General features: G+C 67.2%; 26 protein-coding genes and 1 other RNA gene. 16 read left to right on the forward strand and 11 right to left on the reverse strand.

Annotated elements, in window-relative coordinates; translation table 11 throughout:
• The first annotated feature begins 137 nt into the window (after positions 1-137).
• The 5 genes from CQ039_RS11000 (at position 138) to CQ039_RS11020 (ending at position 2,556) form a co-directional block, all read left to right on the forward strand.
• Positions 138-395: a hypothetical protein gene (locus tag CQ039_RS11000; protein WP_105563939.1), complete on the forward strand. Its 258-nt coding sequence runs from the start codon at positions 138-140 to the stop codon at positions 393-395.
• Complete coding sequence (locus CQ039_RS11005; RefSeq protein ID WP_105563938.1) at positions 395-733, forward strand: cell division protein ZapA; 339 nt, start codon at positions 395-397, stop codon at positions 731-733. Before CQ039_RS11000 ends, CQ039_RS11005 begins: the two co-directional genes overlap by 1 nt.
• Positions 734-943: 210 nt before the next feature.
• A non-coding RNA gene (gene ssrS, locus CQ039_RS11010) (6S RNA) lies at positions 944-1,104 on the forward strand.
• An 88-nt stretch (positions 1,105-1,192) separates the two neighbouring features.
• Entirely contained in the window at positions 1,193-1,738 is a 546-nt protein-coding gene (locus CQ039_RS11015; protein WP_105563963.1) for a 5-formyltetrahydrofolate cyclo-ligase, read from the forward strand.
• The gene (locus CQ039_RS11020) at positions 1,735-2,556 is read left to right on the forward strand and encodes a TIGR00282 family metallophosphoesterase (protein WP_105563937.1); all 822 of its coding nucleotides are present in this window, start codon (positions 1,735-1,737) and stop codon (positions 2,554-2,556) included. The genes CQ039_RS11015 and CQ039_RS11020 overlap by 4 nt, the downstream gene beginning before the upstream one ends.
• On the opposite strand, the gene CQ039_RS11025 is transcribed toward CQ039_RS11020, so the two are convergent.
• The 5 genes from CQ039_RS11025 to CQ039_RS11045 all read right to left on the reverse strand — a co-directional run bounded on the left by CQ039_RS11025 (position 2,553) and on the right by CQ039_RS11045 (position 8,531).
• The gene (locus tag CQ039_RS11025; protein ID WP_105563936.1) at positions 2,553-3,950 is read right to left on the reverse strand and encodes a cytochrome P450; all 1,398 of its coding nucleotides are present in this window, start codon (positions 3,948-3,950) and stop codon (positions 2,553-2,555) included. The two genes, CQ039_RS11020 and CQ039_RS11025, sit on opposite strands and share 4 nt — an antisense overlap.
• Positions 3,951-4,018: 68 nt before the next feature.
• A complete protein-coding gene (locus CQ039_RS11030; protein WP_233190255.1) occupies positions 4,019-5,101 on the reverse strand; it encodes a glycosyltransferase family 4 protein in 1,083 nt (360 codons plus the stop codon).
• Positions 5,102-5,120: 19 nt separating this feature from the next.
• The gene (locus tag CQ039_RS11035; RefSeq protein WP_105563935.1) at positions 5,121-5,477 is read right to left on the reverse strand and encodes an indole-3-glycerol-phosphate synthase; all 357 of its coding nucleotides are present in this window, start codon (positions 5,475-5,477) and stop codon (positions 5,121-5,123) included.
• Positions 5,477-7,687 carry a phosphoribosylformylglycinamidine synthase subunit PurL gene (purL, locus tag CQ039_RS11040; protein WP_105563934.1) on the reverse strand — a complete coding sequence of 737 codons (2,211 nt, stop codon included), beginning with the start codon at positions 7,685-7,687 and terminating at the stop codon, positions 5,477-5,479. Before purL ends, CQ039_RS11035 begins: the two co-directional genes overlap by 1 nt.
• A 46-nt stretch (positions 7,688-7,733) precedes the next feature.
• Positions 7,734-8,531: a hypothetical protein gene (locus CQ039_RS11045; protein WP_105563933.1), complete on the reverse strand. Its 798-nt coding sequence runs from the start codon at positions 8,529-8,531 to the stop codon at positions 7,734-7,736.
• Between the two features lie 126 nt (positions 8,532-8,657).
• Here CQ039_RS11045 and CQ039_RS11050 point away from each other — a divergent pair, with 126 nt between their 5' ends.
• Complete coding sequence (locus CQ039_RS11050; RefSeq protein WP_233190254.1) at positions 8,658-8,894, forward strand: hypothetical protein; 237 nt, start codon at positions 8,658-8,660, stop codon at positions 8,892-8,894.
• Between the two features lie 92 nt (positions 8,895-8,986).
• On the forward strand, positions 8,987-10,054 hold the full coding sequence (locus CQ039_RS11055; protein WP_233190253.1) for an aspartyl/asparaginyl beta-hydroxylase domain-containing protein: 1,068 nt from the start codon (positions 8,987-8,989) through the stop codon (positions 10,052-10,054).
• Here CQ039_RS11055 and purQ read toward each other — a convergent pair.
• Positions 10,051-10,713 carry a phosphoribosylformylglycinamidine synthase subunit PurQ gene (gene purQ, locus CQ039_RS11060; protein WP_105563931.1) on the reverse strand — a complete coding sequence of 221 codons (663 nt, stop codon included), beginning with the start codon at positions 10,711-10,713 and terminating at the stop codon, positions 10,051-10,053. The genes CQ039_RS11055 and purQ overlap by 4 nt on opposite strands.
• 184 nt (positions 10,714-10,897) lie before the next feature.
• On the opposite strand from purQ, the gene CQ039_RS11065 reads away from it, so the two are divergent.
• From CQ039_RS11065 to lpxC, 6 genes are all read left to right on the forward strand, one after another.
• Positions 10,898-11,836, forward strand: a complete 939-nt coding sequence (locus tag CQ039_RS11065) for a D-alanine--D-alanine ligase (protein ID WP_105563930.1) — start codon at positions 10,898-10,900, stop codon at positions 11,834-11,836.
• Entirely contained in the window at positions 11,824-12,684 is an 861-nt protein-coding gene (locus CQ039_RS11070; protein WP_105563929.1) for a cell division protein FtsQ/DivIB, read from the forward strand. The genes CQ039_RS11065 and CQ039_RS11070 overlap by 13 nt, the downstream gene beginning before the upstream one ends.
• 25 nt (positions 12,685-12,709) lie before the next feature.
• Entirely contained in the window at positions 12,710-14,035 is a 1,326-nt protein-coding gene (gene ftsA / locus CQ039_RS11075; RefSeq protein WP_105563928.1) for a cell division protein FtsA, read from the forward strand.
• A gap of 356 nt (positions 14,036-14,391) precedes the next feature.
• The gene (locus tag CQ039_RS11080; protein ID WP_105563927.1) at positions 14,392-17,697 is read left to right on the forward strand and encodes a TonB-dependent receptor domain-containing protein; all 3,306 of its coding nucleotides are present in this window, start codon (positions 14,392-14,394) and stop codon (positions 17,695-17,697) included.
• A 260-nt stretch (positions 17,698-17,957) separates the two neighbouring features.
• Positions 17,958-19,529, forward strand: coding sequence for a cell division protein FtsZ (gene ftsZ, locus CQ039_RS11085; RefSeq protein WP_105563926.1), 1,572 nt, complete (start codon positions 17,958-17,960; stop codon positions 19,527-19,529).
• 200 nt (positions 19,530-19,729) lie between these two features.
• Positions 19,730-20,629, forward strand: a complete 900-nt coding sequence (lpxC, locus tag CQ039_RS11090) for a UDP-3-O-acyl-N-acetylglucosamine deacetylase (RefSeq protein WP_105563925.1) — start codon at positions 19,730-19,732, stop codon at positions 20,627-20,629.
• Between the two features lie 138 nt (positions 20,630-20,767).
• Here lpxC and pgeF read toward each other — a convergent pair whose 3' ends face one another.
• Genes pgeF through lgt form a run of 4 tightly spaced genes read right to left on the reverse strand, consistent with a single transcriptional unit; the run spans position 20,768 to position 23,766 of the window.
• A complete protein-coding gene (pgeF, locus tag CQ039_RS11095) occupies positions 20,768-21,538 on the reverse strand; it encodes a peptidoglycan editing factor PgeF (protein WP_105563924.1) in 771 nt (256 codons plus the stop codon).
• On the reverse strand, positions 21,535-21,780 hold the full coding sequence (locus CQ039_RS11100; protein ID WP_105563923.1) for a Pathogenicity locus: 246 nt from the start codon (positions 21,778-21,780) through the stop codon (positions 21,535-21,537). The genes pgeF and CQ039_RS11100 overlap by 4 nt, the downstream gene beginning before the upstream one ends.
• 33 nt (positions 21,781-21,813) lie before the next feature.
• The gene (locus CQ039_RS11105) at positions 21,814-22,887 is read right to left on the reverse strand and encodes a class I SAM-dependent methyltransferase (protein WP_105563922.1); all 1,074 of its coding nucleotides are present in this window, start codon (positions 22,885-22,887) and stop codon (positions 21,814-21,816) included.
• A gap of 6 nt (positions 22,888-22,893) precedes the next feature.
• Positions 22,894-23,766: a prolipoprotein diacylglyceryl transferase gene (gene lgt / locus CQ039_RS11110; RefSeq protein WP_105563921.1), complete on the reverse strand. Its 873-nt coding sequence runs from the start codon at positions 23,764-23,766 to the stop codon at positions 22,894-22,896.
• 174 nt (positions 23,767-23,940) lie between these two features.
• On the opposite strand from lgt, the gene CQ039_RS11115 reads away from it, so the two are divergent.
• The 3 genes from CQ039_RS11115 (at position 23,941) to CQ039_RS11125 (ending at position 25,604) form a co-directional block, all read left to right on the forward strand.
• A complete protein-coding gene (locus CQ039_RS11115; protein ID WP_105563920.1) occupies positions 23,941-24,228 on the forward strand; it encodes an accessory factor UbiK family protein in 288 nt (95 codons plus the stop codon).
• Positions 24,229-24,304: 76 nt separating this feature from the next.
• On the forward strand, positions 24,305-24,808 hold the full coding sequence (locus tag CQ039_RS11120) for a YbjN domain-containing protein (RefSeq protein ID WP_105563919.1): 504 nt from the start codon (positions 24,305-24,307) through the stop codon (positions 24,806-24,808).
• A 1-nt stretch (position 24,809) separates the two neighbouring features.
• A complete protein-coding gene (locus CQ039_RS11125; protein WP_105563918.1) occupies positions 24,810-25,604 on the forward strand; it encodes a pyrroline-5-carboxylate reductase in 795 nt (264 codons plus the stop codon).
• On the opposite strand, the gene CQ039_RS11130 is transcribed toward CQ039_RS11125, so the two are convergent.
• Positions 25,594-26,085, reverse strand: a complete 492-nt coding sequence (locus CQ039_RS11130) for a hypothetical protein (protein WP_105563960.1) — start codon at positions 26,083-26,085, stop codon at positions 25,594-25,596. The genes CQ039_RS11125 and CQ039_RS11130 overlap by 11 nt on opposite strands.
• Positions 26,086-26,129 lie beyond the last annotated feature (44 nt).

Consider the following 26,129-nt stretch of genomic DNA (forward strand, 5'->3'; position numbering starts at 1 on the left):
GGCGAAGGCTTGGCGAATGCAGCTTGGGCGTCGGTCACGGCGAGACCTTTCCTCAGGAACAGGATAAAGCGGGGGCGCGCCGCCTTTACCCCGACGCGCGCACAGGTTCTATACGGAATCTGGACGAAAGGACCCCAATGGACGCCGTTACGGCCGCAAAGACACGCATCGACAAGGCCCTGGCCCTGCTGGAACGCAGAGTGCTGGAGCTGAAGGCGCGTCCGGCCACCGCCCCCGCCATCACCGACGACGACCTGTTCGCGCCAAGACCGTCGAACGCCGCCGACCTGGTGCGGATCACCGAACTGGAAGCCGCCGGCCGCGACGCCGCCGAGGCCCTGGGCCGGGCGGCCGAGGCCGTGCGCGAGGTCCTAGCCGAGCAGGAGGCGCGCTGATGGCGACCGTCACAGTTGAAGTCAACGGCCGCTCCTATGCGGTGGGCTGCGCCGATGGCCAGGAAGAGCGCGTCGGCATCCTGGCCCGCCAGTTCGACAGTCATGTGCGCCAGATCGCCGGCGATGTCGGCCATGTCGGCGACCTGCGCCTGTTCCTGATGGCCTCGCTGATGCTGGCCGACGAACTGCACGAGGCGCGTCAGCGCCTGGAGAACGGCCAGGGACCAGCGGTTCAGGACGGCCCCCAGAAAGCCCCGCCGCCCCCGCCGGGCGACGGCGTGGCCGAGGCCCTGAACGCCGTGGCGGCGCGTATCGAGAAGATCTGTCAGACGATTTGATTTTCGTGCCGTCATCCCGGCCAAGCCTTGCGGAGCAAGGCGCAGAGCCGGGACCCAGGCGTGGGTAGCCAGGCGGTTCCTTGTCGGGATGATCTGACCGTCTGGGTCCCGGATCGTCCCTTCGGGCCGTCCGGGATGACGGAAGAAACAAGACGTGCCTGATCCGCCATTGTTGAATCCTGCCGGACCGCCTATCTTGTCCGACGGCGGGTCCTGCTGCGGCTCACGTCGAAGACAACATATCCTTCTGACCTTAATTCACTCTACGGGATCTGTCCCTGTCCGGGCTCGAGGGCCTGGGCATATGGAGCCCACCTGGCTACCCAGGTCGAGAGGATTTAAACGTTCTTCACGGCTCTTGCGGCGCCGCCACCCTTTGCATTCTTGTTGCGCTATCGCTCGGCCTGCGAGGCCTCGCTGCTTGAGCGCGTTGATGTCCGGACGGGCTTGAGACGGCGCATGACATCCAAACACGAACTCCGCGCCGCGATGCGCGCCCTGCGCAAGCGGTTGGCCGAGGTCGACCACGAAGCCGCCGAGCGCGCTGCTGGTCACGCCGAGGCTTTGCCAGCCGGCGAAACCGTCGCCCTCTATCGCGCCATGGGCTCGGAACTGGACACGGATGCCCTGGCTGTCGCCCTGTATCAGGCGGGCCGCCGCCTGTGCCTGCCGGTGGTCATCGCGCGCGACGCGGCCATGATCTTTCGCGCCTGGACGCCGGGTGAGCCGCTGGAACTGGACGCCGCCGGCTGTCCCGCTCCCCTGCCGCTCAGCGAGGTCGTCACGCCCGACCTGATCCTGACGCCGCTGTTGGCCTTTGACGTTCACGGCGGGCGGCTGGGGCAGGGCGGCGGCTATTACGACCGGACCTTTGCGGTTCTGCCGGACGCTGTGCGGATCGGCTTCGCCTATGCCGGGCAAGAGGTCGAGCGGTTGGCGCTGGAGGCCCACGACATGCGTCTGCATGGCGTTTTGACCGAGAAGGGCTATAGAGCCGTCCCATGAGACTGGCATTTTTCGGTGACGTGGTCGGCAAGTCCGGGCGCGATGGTTTGACGGATCATCTTCCGGGGCTGAGGCGCGACCTCAAGCTCGACTTCGTGGTGGTCAACGCCGAGAATGCCGCAGGCGGATTCGGCATCACCGAGAACACGGCGCGCGAGATCTTCGCCGCCGGCGCCGATGTCCTGACCCTGGGCAACCATAGCTGGGACCAGCGCGAAGCCCTGACCTATATCGTGCGCGAGCCGCGCCTGATCCGTCCGGCCAACTATCCGCGCCTGATGGACGCGCCGGGTCGCGGCGCGGATGTCTTCGTCACCGAGGACGGCCGTCGGGTTCTGGTCATCAACGTCCTGGGCCGGGTGCACATGGACCCGATGGACGACCCGTTCAGCGCCGTCGAGCGCGAGCTGGAAGCGGCGCCGCTCGGCGTGGTCGCCGACGCCGTCATCGTCGACATGCACGCCGAGGCCACCAGCGAGAAGATGGGCATGGGCCACTTCTGCGACGGGCGCGCCAGCCTGGTCGTCGGCACCCACACCCACGTCCCGACGGCGGACGCCCAGATCCTGCCCCACGGCACGGCCTATCAGACCGACGCCGGCGGCTGCTGCGACTATGACTCGGTCATCGGCAACGACAAGGAAGAGCCGCTGCGCCGCTTCACCACGCGGCTGTCCGGCGGGCGCTACACCCCCGCCAGCGGCCCGGCCACCATCTGCGGCGTTTTCGTCGAGACCGACGACCGCACGGGTCTGGCCAAGCGCGTCGAAGCCATCCGCGTCGGCGGCCGCCTGAGCCAAGCCATCCCTCAGGTCTAGACCGCCTCGGCCCGATCCCGCCGCGCCCTGAGCCGCAGCCGCATCGTCCGGCTGCTGCGCAGCGTCACCTGATGCACCGGCCGGGGCTCTATCGGCGTGATGGCTTCGACCTCGGCGACCTTGAGGATTTCGGCCAGGGCGATGATCGCCTCCTGCATGGCGAAGGCGGCGCCGATGCAGATGCGCGGGCCGCCGCTGAAGGGCAGCCAGGCATAGCGGTCGATGGACTTGCGGTTCTCGGGCAGGAAGCGCTCGGGGCGGAAGGCGTCGGGTTCGTCCCACAGCTTTTCGTGGCGATGGATGACCCAGGGCACGATCAGCACGGTCTGACCGGCTTTGACCTCATGACCGCCGATGACGTCGTCGGCTACGGCCTGACGGATCATGGTCGGGGCAGGCGGGAACAGGCGCATGGCCTCCTCGATCACTGCCCGGTGCCAATGCAGGTCGCGCAGGGCGCCGGCGCTGCGGTCCCAGCCGTCGGCCTCAGCTTTCAGAATGTCAGCCACTCGCGGATCGCGGCTGATCAGATGCAGGGTCCAGCCCAGAGTGCGCGCCGTCGTCTCATGCCCGGCCAGGATGAAGGTCAGGATGTTCGACGCCACCTCATGGTCCGACAGGCCCGATCCGTCGCCGTCCTCGTCCCGCGCGCTGAGCAGGGCGGTCAGCAGGTCGTCAGGGGGCTCGCCGCCTTCTTCCATCCGCGCCCGGCGTCGCGCCACCAGCGCCCCGACCCTTTCCTGAAAGAAGCGCGCGTCGCCGCCCGAGGCCACCCTGCCAAGACGTGGAATCCAGTCGGGGGCCTTCAGCGCGTCCAGCGGACTGATACGCGCGCCGACCGCCAGGAAGTGGTTCAGCGCCTTCTCGAACCCGGCCGCGTCGCCGTCCAGGTCGTCCGAGAACAGCGTGGCCGATAGGATGTCAAACGTCAGCCCGCTCATCTCGCTGTCGATGTTCAGCACCCGCGCGCCGTGCTCCAGGCGCCAGCCCTCGACCCGGCGGCGGCAGACCCGGTCCATGGCCTCGGCGGTGCGCGCCGTGTGGGCGGGGGTGAACAGGGGGGCCATGATGCGCCGGGCGCGTCGCCACTGCTCGCCCTCGGTCAGCAGCAGGCCGTCGGCCAGCATGGGGCCCAGCACCCGCCTTTGCAGGTCGCCCTTTTCATAGTTGGCGGCGTTGTCGGTCAGGACGCGCCTCACGCCCTCGGGATCGCTGACCACCAGGGTGCGGTCCAGCGGCGAGGCACCGTCGATGTAGAGTTCGCGAAAATGGGCCTGCGACCAGATCTGCAGCGGGTCGCGCCAGCTCTGCCACAGGAACTGCGGCAAGTTCATCCTCCGGGTCCGGCGCGGCGGCGTCCAGGGGCGGAAGGTCGAGGCGGCGGCGTCGGTCATGAAGCGCTCCTTCTCAGGCTGGCTTCATATGTATTGACGATAATGTCAAAAGGAAGGGGCTTTTGCGGCTATCGCCGAAGTTTGAGCCCGGCGCGTTTGGTCAGGACCAGCTTGGCCCGCAGGGCGGCCAACTGCGACGCGCGGCGTTCAGGGGTGTGGGTCTCCAGCACATAGGCCTGGGCCGAGCGCGCCATGGCTTCACGTCGGGCCGGATCATTGATCAGGGTCTCGATGGCGGCGCCCAGGCCTGGGGCCGTCAGGTCGTCGACATAGACGGCGTGGGGGCCGCTGGCTTCGCGCAGGCCGCCGCGTCCTGACGAGATCAGGGCCGCGCCCGCCGCATGGGCCTCCAGCGCCGTCAGGCCCAGGGGTTCGGCCCAGACCGAGGGCGTCAGGGCGATGGCGGCCTTCTGCATCACGGCACGAACGTCAGCCAACGGGGCCGAGCGCAGGATCTGGACGCGGCCGCCGTATCGGGCCAGCGGCGCGACGTGAGGGGCGGCCCAGGCCTGATGCTGGTCCCAGTCGTTGAGCATCAGCACGGCGCGCCAGCTGGGGTGGCGGTCCAGCACCTCGGGCAGGGCGGCGCAGATCAGGTCCACGCCCTTTTCCGGCATGGCGCGTCCAGCGAAGGCGATCAGCGGCTCGCGGTCCTCCACCGGCGCCCGCCACAGCCCGACATCAATGGGATTGGGCACGGCGAAGGCCTTGTCCGCCAGACGCGGGAAGTCCTTGAGGAAATCGAGCCGCGCCGCCTCGCTGACGAAGACCAGACCGTCCATGCGGTCATAGCGCCGTTCATAGCGCCAGCGGTCGATGGCGTGGCGTGGAGGCTTTACGGCGTTGTGGCGATAAAGGGTGACGGCGGCGTCGGGGAAGTATCGGGCGAGGGCGACAGCCTGCTGGGTCTGCTGGTGGAACTCGATGACGTCGGGGCGATAGTCGGTCAGGGCCTGGCGCAGGGCCTGAAGGCGACCGGCCGTCGGCAGGGTCTGGGCCAACGGCGTGTCGTGGTCGTCGGCGCCTTCGCAGCAGAACACGCGCACCTCGGCCGTCTCGGCCCTGGCGAGGGTTCGCGCCACCGTCTCCATGGAGTTCGGCTGCTCGCGGCAGAAGCGAGCCCCGACAGGCATGACGACGGCGGTTCTCATGCTGGCTTCCCCGACGAGGCTATTGCGCGGCGGCGCGGGCCTCGAGCGCGCGCAGCCGACCTTCCTCGGCCTTGAGGTCGCCGGTCAACTGGCCTTTCAGTGCCGGGTCGGTGGTGGCGGCCAGCAGGGCGCGGGTGTCTTCGACGGCCTGACGGCGCGAGGCGATCAGGCGCGAAAGCTCATCGCCCTCGGCGGGGACGGCGGCGGCGCGTCTGGCTGCAGACGCCTGTTCTTCCTCGGTGGTCTTCAGCGCGGCGGCTTGTCGGGCGGCGGCCGCGTCGCGCAGGGCGTGCTGGACCGGGTCACCGCCCTCGATGTCGCAGGCGGCCAGCAGGGCTGCGCTGGCGACCAGCAGGACGACGACGCGGTTTCGCATCAGCCTTCGATCCAGTTCGGCATCCAGCTTTCGTGGATCTCGCGCAGGTGGGCGACGGGGATGCGGTAGAGCTCGCCCTTCGGACCCGAGGAGGCGAAGTCCGCGCCCTTGGCCACGCCGACGACCGAGGCGTGCAGACCGGCGTCCTTGGCTTGCGCCAGCAGGGCTTCGGCGTCCGACACGGCGACCAGATAGCGGGCCTGGTCCTCGCCGAACAGGAAGGCGTGGGCGTGGGCGGCGCTGGAGGCGTTCAGTTCGATGCCGACGTCCGAGGCCAGGGCCAGATCGGCGGCAGCGCCGACCAGACCGCCGTCCGACAGGTCGTGCACGACCGTCAGCTCGCCCGTCTCGATCAGACCGCGCACGAAGTCGCCGGTCTTGCGCTCCAGATTCAGGTCGACCGGCGGCGGAGCGCCGTCTTCGCGGTTCAGAACCTCGCGCAGATAGATGGAGGCGCCCAGCTCGCCGTGCGTCTGGCCGATCAGGACCAGGGTGTCGCCCTCGACCACGCCGCCGAAGCCGGTGACCACGTCATAGTTGGTCAGCAGGCCGACCGCGCCGACGGTCGGGGTCGGCGGAATGGCGACGCCGTTGGTCTCGTTGTAGAGGCTGACGTTGCCCGAGACGACGGGGAAGTCCAGCTCGCGGCAGGCCTCGGCCATGCCGTCGGTGGCGCGCACGATCTGGCCCATGATCTCGGGGCGCTGCGGGTTGCCGAAGTTGAGGTTGTCGGTGATGGCGATGGGACGCGAGCCCACGGCGGTCAGGTTGCGCCACGCTTCCGCAACCGCCTGCTTGCCGCCTTCATAGGGGTCGGCCTGGACATAGCGCGGGGTGCAGTCGCTGGTCACGGCCAGACCCTTGTCGGTGCCGTGGACGCGGACCACGCCGGCGTCGGCGCCGGTCGAGGAGTCCTGCAGGGTGTCGGCCATGACGTGGCGGTCGTACTGTTCCCAGATCCAGCGCTTGGAGGCCATGTCGGGGCAGGCGATGACCTTGATCACCGCGTCGTTCCAGCTCTCGGGCGCGGGGACTTCAGCCGGATCGAGGCGCGGTTGCAGCTCGGGCTGGACCCAGGGGCGGTCATAGAGGGGCGCATCGTCGAACAGCGGGGCCAGCGGCACGTCGCAGACCACCTCGTCGTGATGCTTCAGCACCAGATGGCCGGTGTTGGTCGTCTTGCCGATGATGGCGAAGTCCAGACCCCATTTCTGGAAGATGCGATAGCCGACGTCTTCGAAGCCCGGCTTCAGGACCGCCAGCATCCGCTCCTGGCTTTCCGACAGCATCATCTCATAGGCGGTCATGCCGGTTTCGCGCTGGGGCACCTTGTTGAGGTCCAGCTCGACGCCGACGCCGCCCTTGCCGGCCATTTCGACCGACGAGGAGGTCAGACCCGCCGCGCCCATGTCCTGAATGGCGGCCACGGCGCCCGAGGCCATCAGCTCCAGCGTGGCTTCGATCAGCAGCTTCTCGGCGAAGGGGTCGCCGACCTGGACCGTGGGGCGCTTGGCCTCCGACTCGTCGTCGAACTCGGTCGAGGACATGGTGGCGCCGTGGATGCCGTCGCGGCCGGTCTTGGAGCCGAAATAGACCACGTCGTGGCCGGCTTCCGGCGCGGCCGAGTAGTAGATCTCATCAGCCTTGGCGATGCCCACGCACATGGCGTTGACCAGGATGTTGCCGTTGTAGCCCTTGTGGAAATTGGTTTCGCCGGCGACCGTCGGCACGCCGACGCAGTTGCCGTAGCCGCCGATGCCGGCGACCACGCCCTTGACCAGGCGCTTGGACTTCTCGTGCGAGGGATCGCCGAAGCGCAAGGCGTTCAGTAGAGCCACCGGGCGGGCGCCCATGGTGAAGACGTCGCGCATGATGCCGCCCACGCCCGTCGCCGCGCCCTGATAGGGCTCGATGTAGGAGGGGTGGTTGTGGCTCTCCATCTTGAAGATGCAGGCGTCGCCGTCGTCGATGTCGATGACCCCGGCGTTCTCGCCCGGGCCGCAGATGACGCGCGGTCCCGTAACCGGGAACTTCATCAACTGCTTCTTGGAGGATTTGTAGGAGCAGTGCTCGGACCACATGACCGAGAAGACGCCCAGCTCGACCTGGTTGGGCTCGCGACCCAGCCGGTCCAGCAGGACCTCATACTCGTTCGGAGCCAGACCGTATTCAGCGGCCAATTCTGCGGTGGTCTTTTGCGGAGCGCTCATGGGCGGGGCTTCTAGCCGGGTCTGAGCCTCCTGTCAGCCCGTCCGTTCAGTGGGGCCGCTCGATCCCGCGTTTCAGGCCGAAAGTGACCACGACCACGACCACGACCAGGATGAAGGCTGCGACCAACGAGGGGTAGGCGACCGTGGGGTTACGCTCCTGTTCCGCCACGAAGATCCCGACCAGACCCCAGGCGATCGGCAGGGGATAGGCCAGGGTCCGAAGGTAGTGCGTGACCTCCAGGCCCACCAGAACCGCAAAGGCGGGAATGGCGATGGCCCAGACGGTCGGTGACAGGAAGGCGGGCAGGGCGTCGAACGCCGTCGCCGTGGTGATCAGGTTCAACGGCGCAGCGACCGTCAGCCATCCCGCCAGCGCCGCCAGAGGCCAGATCAGGAACCAGCGATCACGGTCCATCACCCCGGTCGTGCGGATGGTCCGGGCGTTGACCAGCAGCGGAACCAGCAGGGCCAGCAGGGAGGCGAAGATGATGACCACGCTGGCCGCCTTCAGGTTCAGGGCGGCGGCGATGATCCACATCCCGATGCCGAAGAAGGCGACGGCCGAGGGCCAGCCCATGCGGTTGATCAGCACGCTCTCGCCCGTCTGCGGCAGGGCCTGGCGCACGGCATAGGCCAGCAGCCCCAGATAGATCAGGCCCCAGATGGAAAAGGCGTAGCCCGCCACCTGCAGGGTCTGGTTTCCCTCCGCCGCGAACTCGGCCTGTGACAGGCCGAACCCGCCCAGGTTCTGCACAATCGGCACTACGACGGCGAAGACAGCGGCGGCCAGCACCACCAGGCGGCGGGTCTGTTGGCGCGGCGTGGGGCGTTCGATGGCGGACATGGCGGCGTCTCCTGCTCAGCTTCGCTCTAGTTACGCATCGCTGCGGGGTTTGGTTCAAGAGCGGCTGACGGAACCCTCTGCTCGCCGCCTCGCTTATCAGGACAGCCTCAGCCAAGGAGACGCCCTGTGGCCGACCCCGACGACCTGCCTGACGATCCCGCTCTCGACACTGAAGAGGTGGAAACCAACCGCGCCCTGGAACAGGGCCTGGGGGTCGGCGCCCGCGAACTGGCCGCTATCGGCGAATCCGGCGCCAAAGGCACGCTGGAGCGCCCGCTGGATGAAGACGGCGAACCGGTCGAAGAAGAGATCGAGGCCGACGAACTCGGCCGCAGCGCCAGCGTTCTGGACCGCAAGAAGTAGTCCTGGATCAACGACAATGAGCCCGGCGCCGGACCGGGGCGCTTGACCCCACCCGCGGCCCGTCGTTCCATCCTGTGATGAGCGATGTTCGATTGTCCGATCCCCTGACCTTGTTGGCGCAGGCCCGCGCTGCGCGCGATCAATCGGATTTTGCGGCGCTTGCCCTGGCGGCTGACGCCCTGTTGGAGATGAACCCGCGTGAGCCGCGCGCCCTGGTGCTGAAGGCCGATGCCTTGGCGGGGCGGGGGGAGCATCGCGCGGCCGCCAGCTTCTATGGCGCCGCCCTGGCGCAAGGCCGCGCCGTCCCTTCACCGTCTGCTGATCTTAAGATGGAGCTTGAACGCGCCGCCCGCGCACAGGCCGAGGGGGCGCGACGATTCGAGCAGGGCCTTCGCGACGGGTTGGAGGCGCGGGGCTTCGACCCGGTTTCGTCCAGCGCACGGTTCTCGGCTTCGCTGGACCTGATGACCGGCAAACGGCGTCTCTATTATCAGCAGCCCAAGTTCTACATGTTTCCCGGTTTGCCGCAGATCGAGTTCCAGCCGCGCGATACGGTGGATTGGCTGGCCGGGGTCGAGGCTGCGGGGCCGGCGATCCGGGCGGAACTGGACGCCATCCTGGCCGAACCGACCCTGTTCGCCCCCTATGTCGAGGATCGCGCCAACCGTCCCAAGAACGCGCAGGCGGGCATGCTGGACAACGCCGCCTGGAGCGCGGTCTTCCTGTGGAAGGACGGGGCCGAAGTTCCCGAGATCGCCGCCCGCTGCCCCGAAACGATGAAGGCCCTGGCGGCGGCGCCCCTGTGCCGCATCCCCGGCCGCTCGCCGTCCATCCTGTTCTCGAAGCTGCAGGCGGGGGCGAGGATTCCGCCGCATCACGGCCTGATCAATCCGCGTCTGATCTGCCACCTGCCGCTGATCGCGCCGCCGGGCTCGCATTTCCGTGTCGGCGGCGAGACGCGAGAGTGGCGTGAAGGTCAGGCCTGGGCCTTTGACGACACCATCGAGCACGAGGCGTGGAACGACAGCGGCCGGGACCGCACCATCCTGATCTTCGATGTCTGGAAACCGGAGATCACCGCTGAGGAGCAGGATCTGATCCGAGCCCTCTTCGCCGCCATCGACGCGACCGGAGGCGGCGCGCCTAAGCTGGGGGTTTAGGCTGCCGCGTAGATGCTCTGGAACAGGGTGGCGCCGTCGGCGCTGCCCAGTTCGGCTTCAAAGGCGCGGTCGGGGTGGGGCATCATGCCCAGCACGTTGCCGCGCTCATTCTGGATGCCGGCGATGTCGGCGGTCGAACCGTTGGGGTTGTCGACGTAGCGGAACACCACCTGGCCCTCGCCTTCGAGGCGAGCGAGCGTTTCAGCGTCGGCGAAGTAGTTACCGTCGCCGTTGCCCTGGGTCATGACGACTTCACGTTGGCCCTGGTAGCCCGAGGTGAAGCGGGTCTGGCCGTTGGCGACCGTCAGGCTGATGGGCTTGCAGACGTATTTCAGACCGGCGTTGCGCAGCAGGGCGCCCGGCAACATTCCGGCCTCGCACAGGACCTGGAAGCCGTTGCAGATGCCCAGGACGGCGACGCCGTCGTCGGCGGCCTTCTTGACCGCCTGCATGATCGGGGCCTGGGCCGCCATCGCGCCGCAGCGCAGATAGTCGCCGTAGGAGAAGCCGCCCGGCAGGACGATCAGATCGAGGCCTTTCGGCAGTTCGGTCTCGGCGTGCCAGACCATTTGGACCTGTTCGCCAGTGGAACGTTCGACGGCGACCTTGCAGTCGCGGTCGCAGTTGGAACCCGGGAAGACGATGACAGCTGCGCTCATGGGCGGGCCTCCTAGCATCAATTGTTCAGGATGTCAGGCGTGGCCGAGCAGGCTTTTCAAGGCGTGTGTTTCCTCATTCGCAATCCACGATGATCGGGTGCGAATTTCGCATCCGTCCCGCTATCGTTTCCAACCGGTTAACCGTATTCAGTCCATAGGGGCGGGCTAGTAGTCGGATCGTCCCATGCGCGCGCCCCTGAACACCCTCCACGTCGCTGTCCTGATGGGCGGCCTGTCGTCGGAACGCGAGGTTTCGCTGTCGTCCGGCCGCGGCTGCGCCGATGCCCTGGAAGGGCAGGTCGCCAAGGTCACGCGAGTCGACGCCGGCCGCGATCTGGCCCAGGTGCTGACGGCCCTGAAGCCCGATGTCGTCTTCAATGCTCTGCACGGCAAATGGGGCGAGGACGGCTGCGTCCAGGGCATCCTCGAGACGCTCAAGATTCCCTACACCCACTCGGGCGTCCTGGCTTCGGCCCTGGCCATGGACAAGGACAAGTCCAAGGCCGTGCTGAGCGCGGCGGGCGTCATCGTCCCGGGCGGCGGTCTGTTTGATCGTCATGAAGTGGCCAGCCGCCACGTCATCGACCCGCCCTATGTGGTCAAGCCGAACGCTGAGGGCTCCTCGGTCGGCGTCTTCGTGGTGCGCGAGGGCGCCAACCGCCCCGTCGCCGAAGTCGGCGCTGACGACTGGGCCTATGGCGATCTGGTCATGGTCGAACCCTTCATCGCGGGTAAGGAGCTGGCCGTCACTGTGCTGGGCGAGGCGTCTGGCCCGCGCGCCCTGACCGTCACCGACATCACCCCGACCAAGGGCTTCTATGACTACGAAGCCAAGTACGCCGAGGGCGGCTCCAAGCACGTCCTGCCCGCGGAACTGCCCGCCCATGTCTTTGACAAGTCTTTACGTCAGTCCGAGCTGGCCCACACGGCCATGGGCTGCCGCGGCGTGTCGCGATCCGACTTCCGTTATGACGATGTTAACGACGTTCTCGTTCTTCTGGAGGTCAACACCCAGCCCGGCATGACGCCGACCTCGCTCAGTCCCGAGCAGGCGGCCTATGTCGGGATGGCGTATCGTGATCTGGTTCGGTGGATGGTGGAGGACGCCTCATGCCCGCGGTAGTGCGTGGCGGTCGGCGACAGGGCGCGACGAAGGGCAGGGGGCCGCAAAAGGGCGGCCGCAACGCTCCGGCCACGCCGGGCAAGGTCGCCGCCATCGGTCGGCTGGACCTGTCGCCGCGCGCTGTCCTGATCTCCATCGTGGCCGGCGTCGTGGTGCTGGGCGGGGTCCTGGCCACGGGCGCGCGGGCCGAGCGCATCTCCAACTCGGTCTCCAACAAGTTTGACAGCGTCACCTCGGGCATGGGCCTGAAGGTCAAGCAGGTCCATGTCACCGGGGCCTCGCCCGAGGCCAAGGCGGCGATCCAGCAGGCCGTGGGCGTCAGCGCCGACCAGCCCATCGTTAGTCTGGACCTGAACGCCGTACGCGACCGGGTGCAGGCCGTGGGCTGGGTCAAGGAGGCGCGCGTGGTGCGCCTATTGCCCGACACCCTGATCGTCGACGTCAAGGAACACGACCGTCTGGCCGTCTGGCAGACCGGCGGCCACGCCTATGTCATCGACAGCAGCGGCAAGGTCATTCCGGGCGCCGACGCCGGCCGCTACCCCAAGCTGCCGCTGGTGGTGGGCAAGGGCGCCGATCAGACCGCCTCTGAAATCCTGCCCCTGCTGGCCCAGCGCCCGCGCCTGATGGCGCGTATCGACGCCCTGGTCCGGGTGGACGAGCGCCGCTGGGACCTGCGGCTCAAGGACGGCGCCCTGATCCAGCTGCCCGCCGTCGATCAGGACAGCGCCCTGATCCGCCTCGACGCGCTGGACCAGCGCGAACGCCTTCTCGATCTGGGCTTCGCCCGGGTCGATCTCCGCACGCCCGAGGAGGTCGCCGTCCGGCCCTCCGAAGGCGCTGTCTGACACGACTATTCAGGACACGAGCATCATGGCCGGACGCAGCCGAGACACGAACACGGACCAAGCCAAGGGCGCCCCGCGCGCTCCGGCCGTGGCCGCGCTCGACCTGGGCCAGTCCAAGGTCGCCTGCTTCATCATGAAGCCCGAGGGCGTGCGCCACGCCGACCGCACCATCCGCGTCGCCGGGGCCAGCCACGTCCAGTCGCGCGGCGTGCGCGGCGGGGCCATCGTCAACATGGACGAGGCCGCCCAGGCCATCGGTCATGCGGTCGAGCGCGCTGAGCGCGCCGCCGGCTCGCCCGTCTCCGGGGTCATCGTCACCACGGCCATCGGCCAGATGGCCAGCCACCGGGTTCAGGCCCGCGTCTCCCTGGGCGCCCATCCGATCAGCGACGGCGACCTGGCCCGCGCCATCGGCATGGCTCTGGCCCAGATCCGTCTGCCCAACCGCCGTCCGATCCACGTCCTGCCCATCGCCTGGTCGGTGGACGGGGCCCGCGGCGTTCACGATCCGCGCTCGATGCGCGGCGGCTCGCTGGGGCTGGACCTGCTGGTCGTCTCGATGTCCGAAGGCTCCTTCGGCGCCCTCAGCCACTGTCTGGAACTGGCCCACCTGGACCTGCAAGGCGTCGCCGCCGCCCCCGTCGTCTCCTCGCTCGCCGCGCTGGAAGAGGACGAGATGGAGCTGGGCAGCGTCTGCATCGACATGGGCGGCGGCTCGACCTCGGCGGCCGTCTGGGGCGGGCGCAGCCTGCTCCACATCGAAAGCCTGAACGTCGGCGGCGATCACGTCACCGCCGATATCGCGCGCGGCCTGTCGACCTCCAAGGTCGGCGCCGAACGCCTCAAGACCCTGCACGGCTCGGCCATGGCCAGCGCCAACGAAGACCGCGAGATGCTGGAGGCCCCGCCGCGCGGCGAGGACCCGTCCGCCGGCCCCGTCATCGTCCCGCGCGCCATGCTCAAGACCGTCATCGCCCCGCGCGTCGAGGAGACGCTGGAGCTGCTGCGCGACCGGCTGAAGCACGCCGGCGTCGGTATGGACCCGGGCGCGGGCATCGTCCTGACCGGCGGCGCCAGCCAGCTGAACGGCGTGCGCGAACTGGCCGTGCGCGTCTTCGACCGCCCGGTCCGCCTGGGCAAGCCGCAACGCGCCCCCCACCTGGCCGACGCCGCCTCGGGCCCGGCCTTCTGCTCGGCCTCGGGCGTCCTGCTGCGCGCCGCCTATGGCCCGCGTGAGGCGGTCTCAGCCCGCAAGCTGATGTCCCGTCAGATCACCGCCGCCGACGCGCCCAAGGTGCACCGCGGCGGCATGGTGGCCCGCGCCGCCGGCTGGTTGCGCGACAACCTCTAGGCCGCCTCTAGGCCGCTTGGCGGTCTTCAGGGCGCAGAGTCGGCCCCATTCCTGTCTGATTTAGGCGCACGGCGTCTGATGGGTGTTTGTCGAAAGCACTGCGATGACGCTCGTCTGCGCTCAATTTTTGCAGCAATTGGGCCAAAACGAGAATGATCTTCGCTCGCGGAACATCCTTCGGCCATGTGTGACCGGACTGTGGCCTCATTGTTACAGGTTTGACGCGTGATGGCCTGATTTGGGTCACAAAGCTTGCCCGGTCACCGATTTCCGTTAGACGAGACGGTCTGTCATGCGGGCGCCCTGAGCGATTCCGCTGTGCTGAAGTTCAATTCAAGGTTGGGGCCAATTTCAAAATGCACTTGAAGCGCAACTATCTATTCGGGACGACCATCCTCGCCGGCGTCCTTGCTGTGTCGGCTCCGGCCTTCGCCCAGACCGCTGAGCCTGCGTCTCAGGATGCAACCGTGGTCGAAGAGGTCGTCGTCACCGGTTCGCGTATCCGTCGCGACCCCGTCAATTCGCCGACGCCGCTGATACAGGTCGAGCGGGAGGCCCTGCTGTCGACCGGCCAGTCGACTGTGATCGACTACCTGGCCACCATTCCGGCTCTGTCGCAGTCCATGATCCCGTCGGATACGACCGGCAGTCTGGGTATTGGCGGCTTGGCTCTGCCGAACCTGCGTGCACTGGGCTCCGGCCGGACGCTGACCCTGGTCGATGGACGTCGCCATGTCGGCTCCAACGGCGGTTCGCTGTCGGTTGATATCGACACCATCCCGCGCCTGCTGATCGAAAACATCGAGATCGTCACCGGCGGCGCCGCTTCGGTTTATGGCGCTGACGCTGTCTCGGGCGTTCTGAACTTTGTCCTTCGCAAGAATTTCGAAGGTGTTGAGATCGACGCCCATTACGGCCAGATCAATCAGAACGGTGAAACGAGTAAGCGTATCTCCGCCTTGGTCGGTCATAACTTCTTCGATGGCCGCCTGAACGTTTACGCTCATGGTGAGTACGAAGCCCTCGACGAGGTCCAGTCGCTGGACATGGATTGGCTCCAGGACGCCACGGGCCTCTATGGCTTGGACGCCGATCCGACCAGCAAGCCGTATGACGGTCTGGTCGATGTCGGCATTCAGCGCGGCGTGCGTACGCTCCAGCGTCCGCGCTGGGGTCAAACCACTCTGGCTAATGCTCAGCGTGGCAGCGCCCTGTCCAACCCGAACATTCCGTACGGCACCTGCTCCTCGATCACCGCATCGAACTGCTTCAACGTCGATCCCGCCTATACCTGGGTCTTCGACGGCCAAACGGCGCGGCTGGCCAACTTCGGCCAGCGCGTCGGCGAGACGGGCATCAACCGCCCCAACAACATCGGCGGCGATGGCGATAACCCCGCGACCTTCGGAACGATCACGCGCGTTCCCGAGTCGACCTCCAAGCGCTTCCAAGTCGGCGCCAACTTCGAGGTCACGTCGAATATCGAGGCCTATGTCGAAGCCAAGTATGTTGACGAAGATACGTACTTCAGCGCTCAGCCGGTCTTCTACGACTTCTACATCAATGATTCTTACGCTGGACTTCAGCCGGCTTACGCGACCAATGCGTTTAACCTGAGCCTCAGCGACAACGCCTATCTGCCGGAAAACCTGCGTACGGCGATCCGCAACAACACCTTCACGCGGTATGGCGCTCCCACTGCGGATAGCCCCGGCGCTGTTCTGGGTACGGTCGCTGCGCCCTTCGCGCGGCACACGTTGTTCGGCAACGACCGCGACCAAGAGAACAATCGCCAACTTCAGCGCTATGTCGTGGGTCTGAAGGGCGGCTGGGACAAGGTCGGCATCGTCGACAATGTGAACTGGGATCTGTCCTACACCTACGGCAAGGTCGAGGTCGTTAACAGGGAAGTCGCTACCGACAACCAACGCTTCCAGATGGCGGCCGATGCTGTGTTCGACACTGCTGGCGTGTTGGGAACCCCCGGGGCCATCGTTTGCCGCGCACGGCTTCTTCAAGCTTCGGGCGCCGAAACTCCTGATGACTTCCGTGGCGGAGACCTGAGGGACTCGGTCGAGGGCAAGCGCGCACTCGACTCCTGCACGCCGATGAACGTCTTCGGCAAGGGCAACCAAAGCGCCGAAGCGCTCGACTATGTTTCGGTCGACATCAACGTGCGTGAGGTCAATGAGCAGGAACAGGGTCTGGCTTCGATCTCTGGCCAACTGTGGGACTTCTGGGGCGCTGGCCCCCTCGGCGTGGCCCTCGGTGCTGAATATCGCCGCGAATACACCGAAGCCATCGGTCGTGACCGTGATACCGGCGATCGTTTCCTGTTCCTGAACACCGGCCCTGACTTCCCTGGCGCTGAATACACCAGCAACGAATACTTTGCTGAGGTGTCGGTCCCGCTGCTTCGCGACAGCTTCCTGGGCGAGTATGCTGAACTCAGCGGCTCGTATCGCTTTGCAGATTATTCGACGGTCGGCACCGTTGACATCTACGGCGTCAACCTCGTTTACCGCCCCATCCGGGACATCACGTTCAAGACCAGCTTCAACACGTCGGTGCGCGTGCCGGACCTGGGCGAGAACTTCCAGCCGCTTGTTCAGACGTTCGCAAACGGCTTCGTTGATCCTTGCGCCACCGCAGCGATCAACTCTCCGACGATGGACGCGGAAACGCGCACCAACCGGATCGCCAACTGCACCGCCTTGGCGAAGGAGCAAGGTCTGACCTTCGACTTCGCCGGCGCGACGGACACCAACGTCGATGACTACAATCCCTTCGGTCGCGGCAATGGCACCTACGCCAGCGGCGTGGCTGGGGTTGGCGGCGGCAACCCGAACCTGGAGCCGGAAGAATCGAAGAGCTTCACCTTCTCGGCGGTCTGGCAGCCGCGGTTCGTTCCCAACCTGTCGATCATCCTCGACTACTACGAAATCGAGATTGACCAGGTCATCGCCTCGGTCAGCGCCCAAACGCAGGCCAACAACTGCGTCAGCGGCCCGACCCTGAACCTGGAAGCCTGTTCGGTCATCTTCCGTAACAATCCCGATGAGCCGTTCGCCATGGGCGCGCCGCAAGGCGACCCGATCGGCGGCTTTATCCAGGGCTCGATCAACTACGCCCAACTGTCGACGCGCGGCCTTGACTTCACCGCTCGCTACCGTTGGGACTTCGAAGAGATGATGGGCCTGAACTGGGGCCAGCTCGATTACTCGATCGGCGGTCTGTGGCTGATCGAGCAGCAGAGCTTCTTCAATGCTGCCGATCCGACCGACTTTGATGAAGACGCCAGCTTGCTGTCCACCGGCGGCTCCAACCCGCGGGTTCGCTTCACCTCGTCGCTCACCTACACGCCGAACGAAACCTGGAGCGTCAACTGGACGGCGGACTGGCAAACGGCCCAGGACATCATTCAGCTGCGTGACTTCGTCAACAACGCGGATAGCCGTCCTGCCAACATGCTCGATACCGGCAACTTCGCGCGCCACGACTTCACCGTCCGGTGGAATGTGCGTGATGACCTGACGCTTCGCGCTGGTGTCGTGAACGCCTTCGACGCCGAGCAGCCTGACTATCTCGGAACGACCCTCTACTCGAACTTCGACCCCTACGGTCGTCGCTTCTTCGTCGGCATGAACTTCCGTCCCTGGTAAGTTCGGTCCGATCCGAAAACGGAAAGGGCGGCTCGCAAGAGCCGCCCTTTTTGCTTTTCGACGCCGAGGTCCGAAAAAAAATGAAGTAAATCTGCAGCCAAGCTACGGATGCACGCTTTCAAATCTTCCGACTCATATTACCGGGGTAACACTCCGTTAACGCAAAAGGGGTTTTCCTTAACGCGCTCATAACCAATGCGATTCGGCGGGGATTTCGCATTGGGGTTAACGGGCAGGGTCGGAAAGTCGGAACAACAATCATGTCTCTCTCGCTGGTGAAGCCGCAACACACGGAACTGAAGCCCCGGATCGTCGTCTTCGGCGTCGGCGGCGCGGGCGGAAACGCCGTGAACAACATGATCGACGCCGGCCTTGAAGGGGTCGAGTTCGTCGTCGCCAACACCGACGCCCAGCACCTCAGCTTCGCCAAGACCGACCGTCGCATCCAACTGGGCGAGACCATCACCCAGGGCCTCGGCGCCGGCGCCCACCCCGAAGTCGGCATGAACGCCGCCGAGGAAAGCGCCGACGAGATCCACGCGCACCTGGACGGCGCGCACATGGTCTTCATCACCTGCGGCATGGGCGGCGGCACCGGCACCGGCGCGGCCCCCGTCATCGCCAAGTGCGCGCGTGACCGCGGCATCCTGACCGTCGGCGTCGTCACCAAGCCCTTCACCTTCGAAGGCCGTCACCGTATGCGCCTGGCGGACTCCGGCGTCGCCGAGCTGCAGCGCTACGTCGACACCCTGATCGTCATTCCGAACCAGAACCTGTTCCGCGTCGCCAACGAGCGCACGACCTTCGCCGACGCCTTCGGCATGGCTGATCAGGTGCTGCACTCGGGCGTGCGTTCGATCACCGACCTGATGATCCTGCCGGGCCTGATCAACCTCGACTTCGCCGACGTCCGCGCCGTCATGTCCGAAATGGGCAAGGCGATGATGGGCACGGGCGAGGCTACGGGCGACGACCGCGCCCTGCTGGCCGCCCAGAACGCCATCGCCAACCCGCTGCTGGACGAAACCAGCCTCAAGGGCGCCAAGGCCGTGCTGGTGAACATCACCGGCGGTCTGGACATGACCCTGCTGGAAGTGGACGAGGCCGCCAACGCCATCGCCGCCGAAGTGGACGGCGACGCCAACATCATCTTCGGCGCCGCCTTCGACCCGGCCCTGGACGGCAAGATCCGCGTCTCGGTCGTCGCGACCGGCATGGATGAGGCCGTGATCCAGAAGATCGAGCCCCAGGGTTCGGCCTTCTCGGACCGCCGCCCGGCCACGGCCGCCGCCGCGCCGCGCCAGCCCGAAGTTCGCATCGACCCGGTGCGCGAACCGGCCCGCGCCCCTGAACCCGCTCCGGTCTATGAGGCCCCGGCCGCGCGCGCCGCGCCTGAGCCGCGCCCGGAACCCGTCATCCACGATGCGCCCCGTAACCTGGAGCCGATCGTCGATCCCTGGGTTGAGGAATACGAATCCGGCGCTGTCCGCGCTCAACCCGCCGCCGCTTCGGCTGAGCAAGGCGACCTCTACTTCGACCGCGGCCAGCAACCGCAAGCCCGCCCGGCCCCGCGCCGCGAAGAGGCCCCGGTCGCTGAAGAAGAATACTACGACGACCGCGATCACCGTCGCAGCGGTTGGAGCCTGTTCGGCAAGAAGCGCCAGCAGCCGCAACAGCAGCAGCCCTCCTATGCGCCGCAGCCGTCGTCGAACCGCACGACCCAGCAACTGCGCCAGACCCAGGCGACCCAGCCGACCCAGGACTTCCAGGCCGGTCACGCTGAAGACGACGACCTCGAAATCCCTTCCTTTCTTCGCCGCCTCGCGAACTGATCGGAAGAGACGCTGATTGAAACGCCCCGGAGCCTGGCTCCGGGGCGTTTTGCCTTGTGTCGCCGCGCGTCCCGAGTGTCGCGAGACCGAAACATTTCGAAACCCATCTTTCATTTCCGGCTTGAGCGGGCGTGGTTAAACGACAGGCGAGGCGAACTCCGCACGACTGCGCGGAGCCGCGCAACACAGAGAGTTTCAGCTTGCCGGTCCGTAACGACCATCACGAACAGACCATCGTCGCCCCGGCCATTACGGCTGGCGTTGGCGTCCATACCGGCCAGCGCGTCAAGCTGGTCGTGCGCCCGGCTGCGCCCGGCGCCGGCATCGTCTTCGTGCGCACTGACATCACCGACCGCGACAACCGCATCCCCGTCTCGGGCGAAGCCGTCATCGACGCCCGCCTGAACACCATGATCGAGAACGCGGCGGGCGTGCGCCTGTCGACCATCGAGCACCTGATGGCCGCGCTGTGCGCGCTCGGCGTCTCCAACGCCGTGGTTGAGGTCGACGGCCCCGAACTGCCGATCCTGGACGGCTCGGCCCTGCAGTTCGTGCAACTGCTGGATCGCGCCGGCTTCCGCCGTCAGGAAGCCCCGGTCCGCTACATCGAGATCCTCAAGCCGATCCGGGTGGAGGAGGGCGACAAGTCCGCTGTCCTGCTGCCCTGTGACCGCTACGAGATGCGCTTCGAGATCGACTTCCCCACGCCGGTCATCGGCAATCAGGTGGTGGACTTCGTGGTCGACGAGGCGACCTTCCGCTCGGACATCATGGCCGCCCGCACCTTCGGCTTCGCCCATGAGGTCGAGGCCCTGCGTCAGGCCGGTCTGGCCCGCGGCGGTTCGCTGGAAAACGCCGTGGTCATCGACGGCGACGAGATCCTGAACCCCGGCGGCCTGCGCATGGAACGCGAGTTCGTGCGCCACAAGGCCCTGGACGCCATCGGCGACCTCTACGTCCTCGGCGCCCCCCTGCTGGGCCGCTACGAAGGCGTCAAGGCGGGCCACGCCCTGAACAACAAGCTGGTCCGCGCCCTGCTGGCCCAGCCCGACGCCTGGCGCGAAACCACTCGCGTCCCCGACATGGCGATGGCGGGCTGAGGCCCTCTTTCCTCCCCATTCCATGGGGAGGTGGCTCGGCGCGATAGCGGCGTGACGGAGGGGGCGTCTCGACGGCTGACGTTTGCTTCGCCCCCCCACCGCTTCGCGGTCCCCCTCCCCACAAGTGGGGAGGAAAGATCAGGTCAGGCTGATCGCGCTCACCAGCCGCCCGAAATCCGGTTCTCCCGCCAGAAACGCGCGTCGGTTCGAGTAGAAGCGCGTGGCGTCCGCGCGCGTGTCGTCGCCGGTCCAGGCGGCGTCGCCGACGCCAGCCTGCTCCAGCCGCCACAGGACAAAGCCGGGCAGGTCGAACAGGCGCTTGTCCTCGGCGGCGCCGGGGGAGAAGAAGCGTTCGCTGCCGGGGTCGTGGTGGGCGAAGCGTTCCTGATAGTCGGCGCCCACTTCGTACGACGCCTGCGCGATGCAGGGGCCGACCACGGCGACCATGCGTTCGGGCCGGGCGCCCAGGGCTTCCATGGCAGCGACCGTGGAATGAATGATCCCGCCCAGCGCGCCCTTCCAGCCCGCATGGGCCGCGCCGACCACGCCCGCCTCGGCGTCAGCGAACAGGACGGGCGCACAGTCGGCGGTCAGGATGGAGGCGATCGGGCCGCGCACAGCCGTGACCACGGCGTCGCCCTCGGGTCGCTCGCCGGCCCAGCCGGTTTCGGCCACGCGGGCCACGGCGGAGTGGATCTGATAGCAGCCGCACAGGTCATCCAGCCCGCCGCCCATCCATTCGGCCACGCGGCGACGGTTCTCGGCCACATTCGCCGGATCGTCCTTGGACCCCACGCCCGCGTTCAGCCCGGCGTAGATGCCCTCCGACACCCCGCCCTCGCGGGTGAAGAAGCCGTGGCGCACCCCGGCCTTGTCGAGCAGGGGGTGGTTGATGGGGTTCAGGCTCATGCGGCCTCCAGCGAGTTGCGAGCGGCGGCGACGGCGGCTTCGATGGCCTTGCGCGCCTGGGGGCTGTTCTTCCAGCAGGTGGCGCCCAGGCTGGCGGCGGCCCCAGCGCAGACGACGGCGGGATCGGCCTGGGCCAGCCGCTCGAAGGCGCCCAGGCCCTGTTCCTCCAGCCGTTCGATCACCTTGGGCCCGACGCCCTTGGCGGCCAGAAGCACGTCCCGTTCTCGATCCGAAAAACGCATCGTCACACTCCCTGCGGAAACGGCCCGCAGTCCTCAGAAACCCGGCAGGACCAGAGAGCGGGGCGAGAAGATCGCCGCCGCCTTGAACAGCTCGCCCATCTGGTCCGGCGCCGTCAGGCGGTCCAACTGACGCTGGATGACCGGGGCGGCGTCGGGGCGGGCCTGCATCAACCTCTGGGCGCGGGCTTCGATCCCCAGAGCCTTGAGGAAGGCGCCCTGGCCGACGCAGCCGGTCACGTCGGCGCCGCTGCGCACCGCAGCCTCCAGCACCAGCGGATAGTCGGCCCATTGGGTCAGGTCGGCCTCGCCCGGCGTCGTCAGGGGATCGACCTTCTGGTGCCGCCTCAACCCTTGCAGGGTGTCGCCGGCGCCCGGCTTGGCGCGGCCATAGTCGATCAGCAGGGCGGCGCCCGAGGCCGCCTTGACTAGGGTCGCCAGATCGCCGGCGAAGGCCGCCTGCTGCTCCGAAATCTCGACCACCTGGCCCGGTTCGACATCGTATTCCGGGCGCTCGAACCCGCCCGAGATGGCGACCAGGCCGAAGGTCAGCTCATTGTCGTCGGTGACGCCGACCCGGCGCTCGGCCCAGCCGCCTTCGGTCTTCATGAACTGACGTGCGGGCATGCAGTCCAACACCTCATTGCCGATCAGGATGACGGGGGCGTCGGTCTCGATCTGATGCAGGGCGCTGAGCCAGCGGGGGTGGACGTCGGCGTCGGCCAGCCGCCGCGCCTGTTCGGCGCGCAGCGGCGCGCTGGGCTCGATCAGGATCAGGTCCACGGCCTCCAGGAAGCCGGGGACCAGCCGCGCGGCGCGCAGGGCGTCCGAGATCAGCGTCCCGTCGCCCGGCCCGACCTCAACCAGCCGCACGCGCTCGGGCGCGCCCAGCCGGCTCCAGACCTCGATGGCCCACAGGCCGATCAGTTCGCCGAACATCTGGCTGACCAGGGGGGCGGTGATGAAGTCGCCGCCTTCCCCCAGCGCGGGCCGCGTCGAATAATAGCCGCCCTTGGGGTCGTGCAGGCAGCGGGTGACATAGTCCGCCACCGTCATCGGTCCGGTCAGCACAATCTCGCGGACCAGCCGGTCTTTGAGCGTCTCCGCCATGACTTCTTACGCCTCTGCGACGACCGGCTTCTTCAGCGCCCGCCAGATCAGCCAGGCGCCGACCAGCATCATCGGGATCGACAGGATCATGCCCATGGTCAGGCCCAGCGGCAGGTGCTCGAAACCGGCGTCGGGCTGGCGCACGTTCTCCAACGCGGCGCGGCAGACGCCATAGCCCAGCAGGAACAGGCCGGTGACGAAGCCCGGACGCTTCAGCATCTTCCACTTCCAGATCGCCAGCGACAGGATGATCAGCAGCAGCAGACCCTCAAGGCCCGCCTCATAGAGCTGGCTGGGGTGGCGCGGCTCGTTGCCGGCGGGGCAGAAGCCGTACATCTGTTCGATGCGGGCGTTGCAGAAGCGGATGGCCCAGGGAACCGTCGTCTCGCGGCCCCACAACTCGCCGTTGATGAAGTTGGCGATGCGGCCGAACAACAGGCCGATCGGCGCCACAGGGGCGATCAGGTCGCCGAGGCTCAGCGGATTGACCTTCTGGCGGTTGGCGTAGAGCGCGATGGCGATGACCACACCCAGGAAGCCGCCGTGGAAGCTCATGCCGCCCGTCCACAGTTGCAGCAACTCCAGCCGCTCGCCCCAACTGTCGCCAGTGAACAATTGAGCGAACATGGCCGGCTTGTAGAAGAGGGCGTAGCCGAAGCGGCCGCCTAGGATGACGCCGAGCGTGATCCACAGCACCAGATCGTCCAGTTGCGGTCCCGTCACCGGCGGCTTGCCCGGCGCCCACAGCCGTTCCGTCTTGGCCAGACGCGAGGCGTACCACCAGCCCAGCACGATCCCGGCGACATAGGCCAGGGCGTACCAGCGGATGGGCAGGGGGCCGAGATGGATCAGGACAGGGTCGAATTCGGGGAAGGGCACAGGGCCTCCGTCAGCGCCGTTTGGAACCCGAAATCATCTAGCAAGCGAGACTGCATTCGTCGCGCGCTTTTCCCGCGAAGCAGTTTATAGCCGGTTCGGACGGAAAGGTTTCGTTCACCCAATTTACGACGCCATTAACCATATACTGGTGTGGCCGAGACGCGAGATTTGATCATGCAGACGCGCAATCCCCTTCTGGACGAGTTCGCCAAGCTGACCACGGGCGCCATGGGTCTGGCCCAGGCTGCAGGCGACGAAGCCAAGGCCGCCTGGCGCGCCCAGACCGACCGCTTCGTCGCCGAGATGGATCTGGTCCGCCGCGACGAGTTCGACGTTCTGAAGGACGAGATCGCCGCCCTGCGCGCCGAGATTGCTGAGCTTAAGGCTCAGAAATCGCCCGCGAAAAAGGCGTCTTCCGGAACGTCCACAGGCACGACGCCTGATGCGAATTCGGCCGGTTGAGCCGAATCTCCGAACACGTTTACCGTTCGTTTGCAGGTCGTGAGTCGCGGCCCCCGAGTAAGAATGTGAATCCCTGATGGATGCAGCCCGACCCGAAGAGGTCGACGTTCCCTACGACCCTCTGGATGTCGTGGAGCATGTCCTCAATGCGGAGAACCTGCCGTTCGACCGCACGGACGACGGCGACCTGGCCTTCGCGCTTGCGGGCGACTGGAAGGACTATGAGCTGTGGTTCGCCTGGCGGCCCGAAGGCGACTGCCTTCAGCTGTGCTGCGCCCTGGATCTGCGGGTCATGAAGACGCGCCGGGCCGCCGCCTATGAACTGGTCGCCATGATCAACCAGCGTACCTGGCTGGGCCATTTCGAGGTCTGGCCGGACGAGGGCGAGATCGTCTTCCGCCACTCTCTGGCTCTGCCGCACAGCGAGCGCCCGACCCTGGCCCAGGCCGCGTCCATGATCGACGCCGCCATCGAGGCCGCCGACCGCTACTACCCTGCCTTCGACTTCATGGTGCGCGGCTCCAAGAAGGCGCAGGAAGCCATCGACGCCTGCCTGTTCGAAACCGTGGGCACCGCCTGACATGAGCCGCACAGTTGTCCTGCAAGGCGTGGGGCGGCTGGGCTCGGCCATCCTCGAAGGCTGGCTGAAGACCGGGGCGGTCGACCCCGCCGACCTCATCATCCTGACCCCGTCCGAAAAGCCCGCCGCCGAGATGGCGCGGGCGCTCGGCGCACGGATCAATCCGCCGCTAGAGGCGCTGAAGGATGCTCGCGCCTTCGTCATCGGCGTCAAGCCGGCCAAGTGGTTCGAGGCCTCGCGCCCCATCTTGCCGCATCTGGCGCCGGACGCCGTCGTCGTCTCGGTCATGGCCGGGGTGAAGGGCGAGACGATTTCCGCCGGCTTCGACCACCGCTCTGTCGTCCGCATCATGCCGACGACCGGCGTGGCTCAAGCGCAGGGCGTGGCGACCATCTGGGCCGCGGACGCCGCCGCCCGCGCCGTGGGCGAGGCCCTGTTCGCGCCCATCGCCGAGACCGTCCACCTGGACGACGAGGCCGCCATGCACGCCGCGACCGCCGTGTCCGGCTGCGGTCCCGCCTACTACTTCGCCTTCACGCGCGCCCTGGCCCAGGCCGGGGTCGAGGAGGGTCTAACGCCGGAGGCCGCCGTGCGGCTGGCCCGCGCCACGCTTCGTTCCGCCGCGGCGGGCGTGGAGGGAACCGAGGCCTTGGACGCCCTGATCGACCGCGTGGCCTCGCCCGGCGGCGTGACCCAGGCCGGTCTTGTGGCCCTGAACGCAGACGGCGCCCTCGACCGGGCGGTCGAGAGCGCCGTTCAGGCGGCTGTGGCCAAGTCGACCGAACTTAGCGGGTGACGTAGCGCCCTTCGGCAAGGTTGCGCGCCAGCCGGTTGAAGGCCGTGCTTGCGTCCTGCCAGGTGCTGAAGCCGCGCACGTCGGCCAGGGTGTTCGAATAGTGGTCGTACTTGACCGGATGGACCTCGCCCGAGGCGGTCGTGACTGTGCCCTCGATGGCGGCGCCGCCGATCGAGATGCTGCGCATCGGGTCCAGACCCGGCTTGGCGGAGGTCTGCTGCATGGTCGGCCGGTTGGGCTTCAGGTCAGTGATGGTCAGTTCGATCCGGGCGCCGTCCAGAGCGTGACGCTCGGTGAGGACACGGGTGACCTTGGCGGTCAGATCGTCGACCTGTTGCTGGACGTCGCGCTGGCCGAGTTCTTCGGCGGTCTTGGCGAAGTCGGGGCTGACGGTGACGACGACGGCCGAGGGTTGGGCCGCAGCGGCGCCCGCGAGGGCCAGAGCGGCGGTGAGCGGTGCGAGAAACGTAAAACGACGCATCATACGGACTCCTGATCCAGGCCCCCCTGGAACGGGCTCAAGAT

It is taken from the genome of Brevundimonas sp. MYb52 (genome assembly GCF_002979535.1).
GTDB lineage: Bacteria > Pseudomonadota > Alphaproteobacteria > Caulobacterales > Caulobacteraceae > Brevundimonas.

Coding starts and splice junctions, on each gene's coding strand:
- CQ039_RS11030 (WP_233190255.1), bottom strand. CDS start 5,101: ATGAGAACCGCCGTCGTCATGCCTGTCGGGGCTCGCTTCTGCCGCGAG.
- purL (WP_105563934.1), bottom strand. CDS start 7,687: ATGAGCGCTCCGCAAAAGACCACCGCAGAATTGGCCGCTGAATACGGT.
- ftsA (WP_105563928.1), top strand. CDS start 12,710: ATGGCCGGACGCAGCCGAGACACGAACACGGACCAAGCCAAGGGCGCC.
- CQ039_RS11080 (WP_105563927.1), top strand. CDS start 14,392: ATGCACTTGAAGCGCAACTATCTATTCGGGACGACCATCCTCGCCGGC.
- CQ039_RS11130 (WP_105563960.1), bottom strand. CDS start 26,085: ATGCGTCGTTTTACGTTTCTCGCACCGCTCACCGCCGCTCTGGCCCTC.
- CQ039_RS11100 (WP_105563923.1), bottom strand. CDS start 21,780: ATGCGTTTTTCGGATCGAGAACGGGACGTGCTTCTGGCCGCCAAGGGC.
- purQ (WP_105563931.1), bottom strand. CDS start 10,713: ATGAGCGCAGCTGTCATCGTCTTCCCGGGTTCCAACTGCGACCGCGAC.
- CQ039_RS11015 (WP_105563963.1), top strand. CDS start 1,193: ATGACATCCAAACACGAACTCCGCGCCGCGATGCGCGCCCTGCGCAAG.
- CQ039_RS11005 (WP_105563938.1), top strand. CDS start 395: ATGGCGACCGTCACAGTTGAAGTCAACGGCCGCTCCTATGCGGTGGGC.
- CQ039_RS11115 (WP_105563920.1), top strand. CDS start 23,941: ATGCAGACGCGCAATCCCCTTCTGGACGAGTTCGCCAAGCTGACCACG.
- CQ039_RS11065 (WP_105563930.1), top strand. CDS start 10,898: ATGCGCGCGCCCCTGAACACCCTCCACGTCGCTGTCCTGATGGGCGGC.
- CQ039_RS11045 (WP_105563933.1), bottom strand. CDS start 8,531: ATGTCCGCCATCGAACGCCCCACGCCGCGCCAACAGACCCGCCGCCTG.
- ftsZ (WP_105563926.1), top strand. CDS start 17,958: ATGTCTCTCTCGCTGGTGAAGCCGCAACACACGGAACTGAAGCCCCGG.
- CQ039_RS11125 (WP_105563918.1), top strand. CDS start 24,810: ATGAGCCGCACAGTTGTCCTGCAAGGCGTGGGGCGGCTGGGCTCGGCC.
- CQ039_RS11035 (WP_105563935.1), bottom strand. CDS start 5,477: ATGCGAAACCGCGTCGTCGTCCTGCTGGTCGCCAGCGCAGCCCTGCTG.
- CQ039_RS11000 (WP_105563939.1), top strand. CDS start 138: ATGGACGCCGTTACGGCCGCAAAGACACGCATCGACAAGGCCCTGGCC.
- pgeF (WP_105563924.1), bottom strand. CDS start 21,538: ATGAGCCTGAACCCCATCAACCACCCCCTGCTCGACAAGGCCGGGGTG.
- CQ039_RS11105 (WP_105563922.1), bottom strand. CDS start 22,887: ATGGCGGAGACGCTCAAAGACCGGCTGGTCCGCGAGATTGTGCTGACC.
- CQ039_RS11025 (WP_105563936.1), bottom strand. CDS start 3,950: ATGACCGACGCCGCCGCCTCGACCTTCCGCCCCTGGACGCCGCCGCGC.
- CQ039_RS11120 (WP_105563919.1), top strand. CDS start 24,305: ATGGATGCAGCCCGACCCGAAGAGGTCGACGTTCCCTACGACCCTCTG.
- CQ039_RS11070 (WP_105563929.1), top strand. CDS start 11,824: ATGCCCGCGGTAGTGCGTGGCGGTCGGCGACAGGGCGCGACGAAGGGC.
- CQ039_RS11020 (WP_105563937.1), top strand. CDS start 1,735: ATGAGACTGGCATTTTTCGGTGACGTGGTCGGCAAGTCCGGGCGCGAT.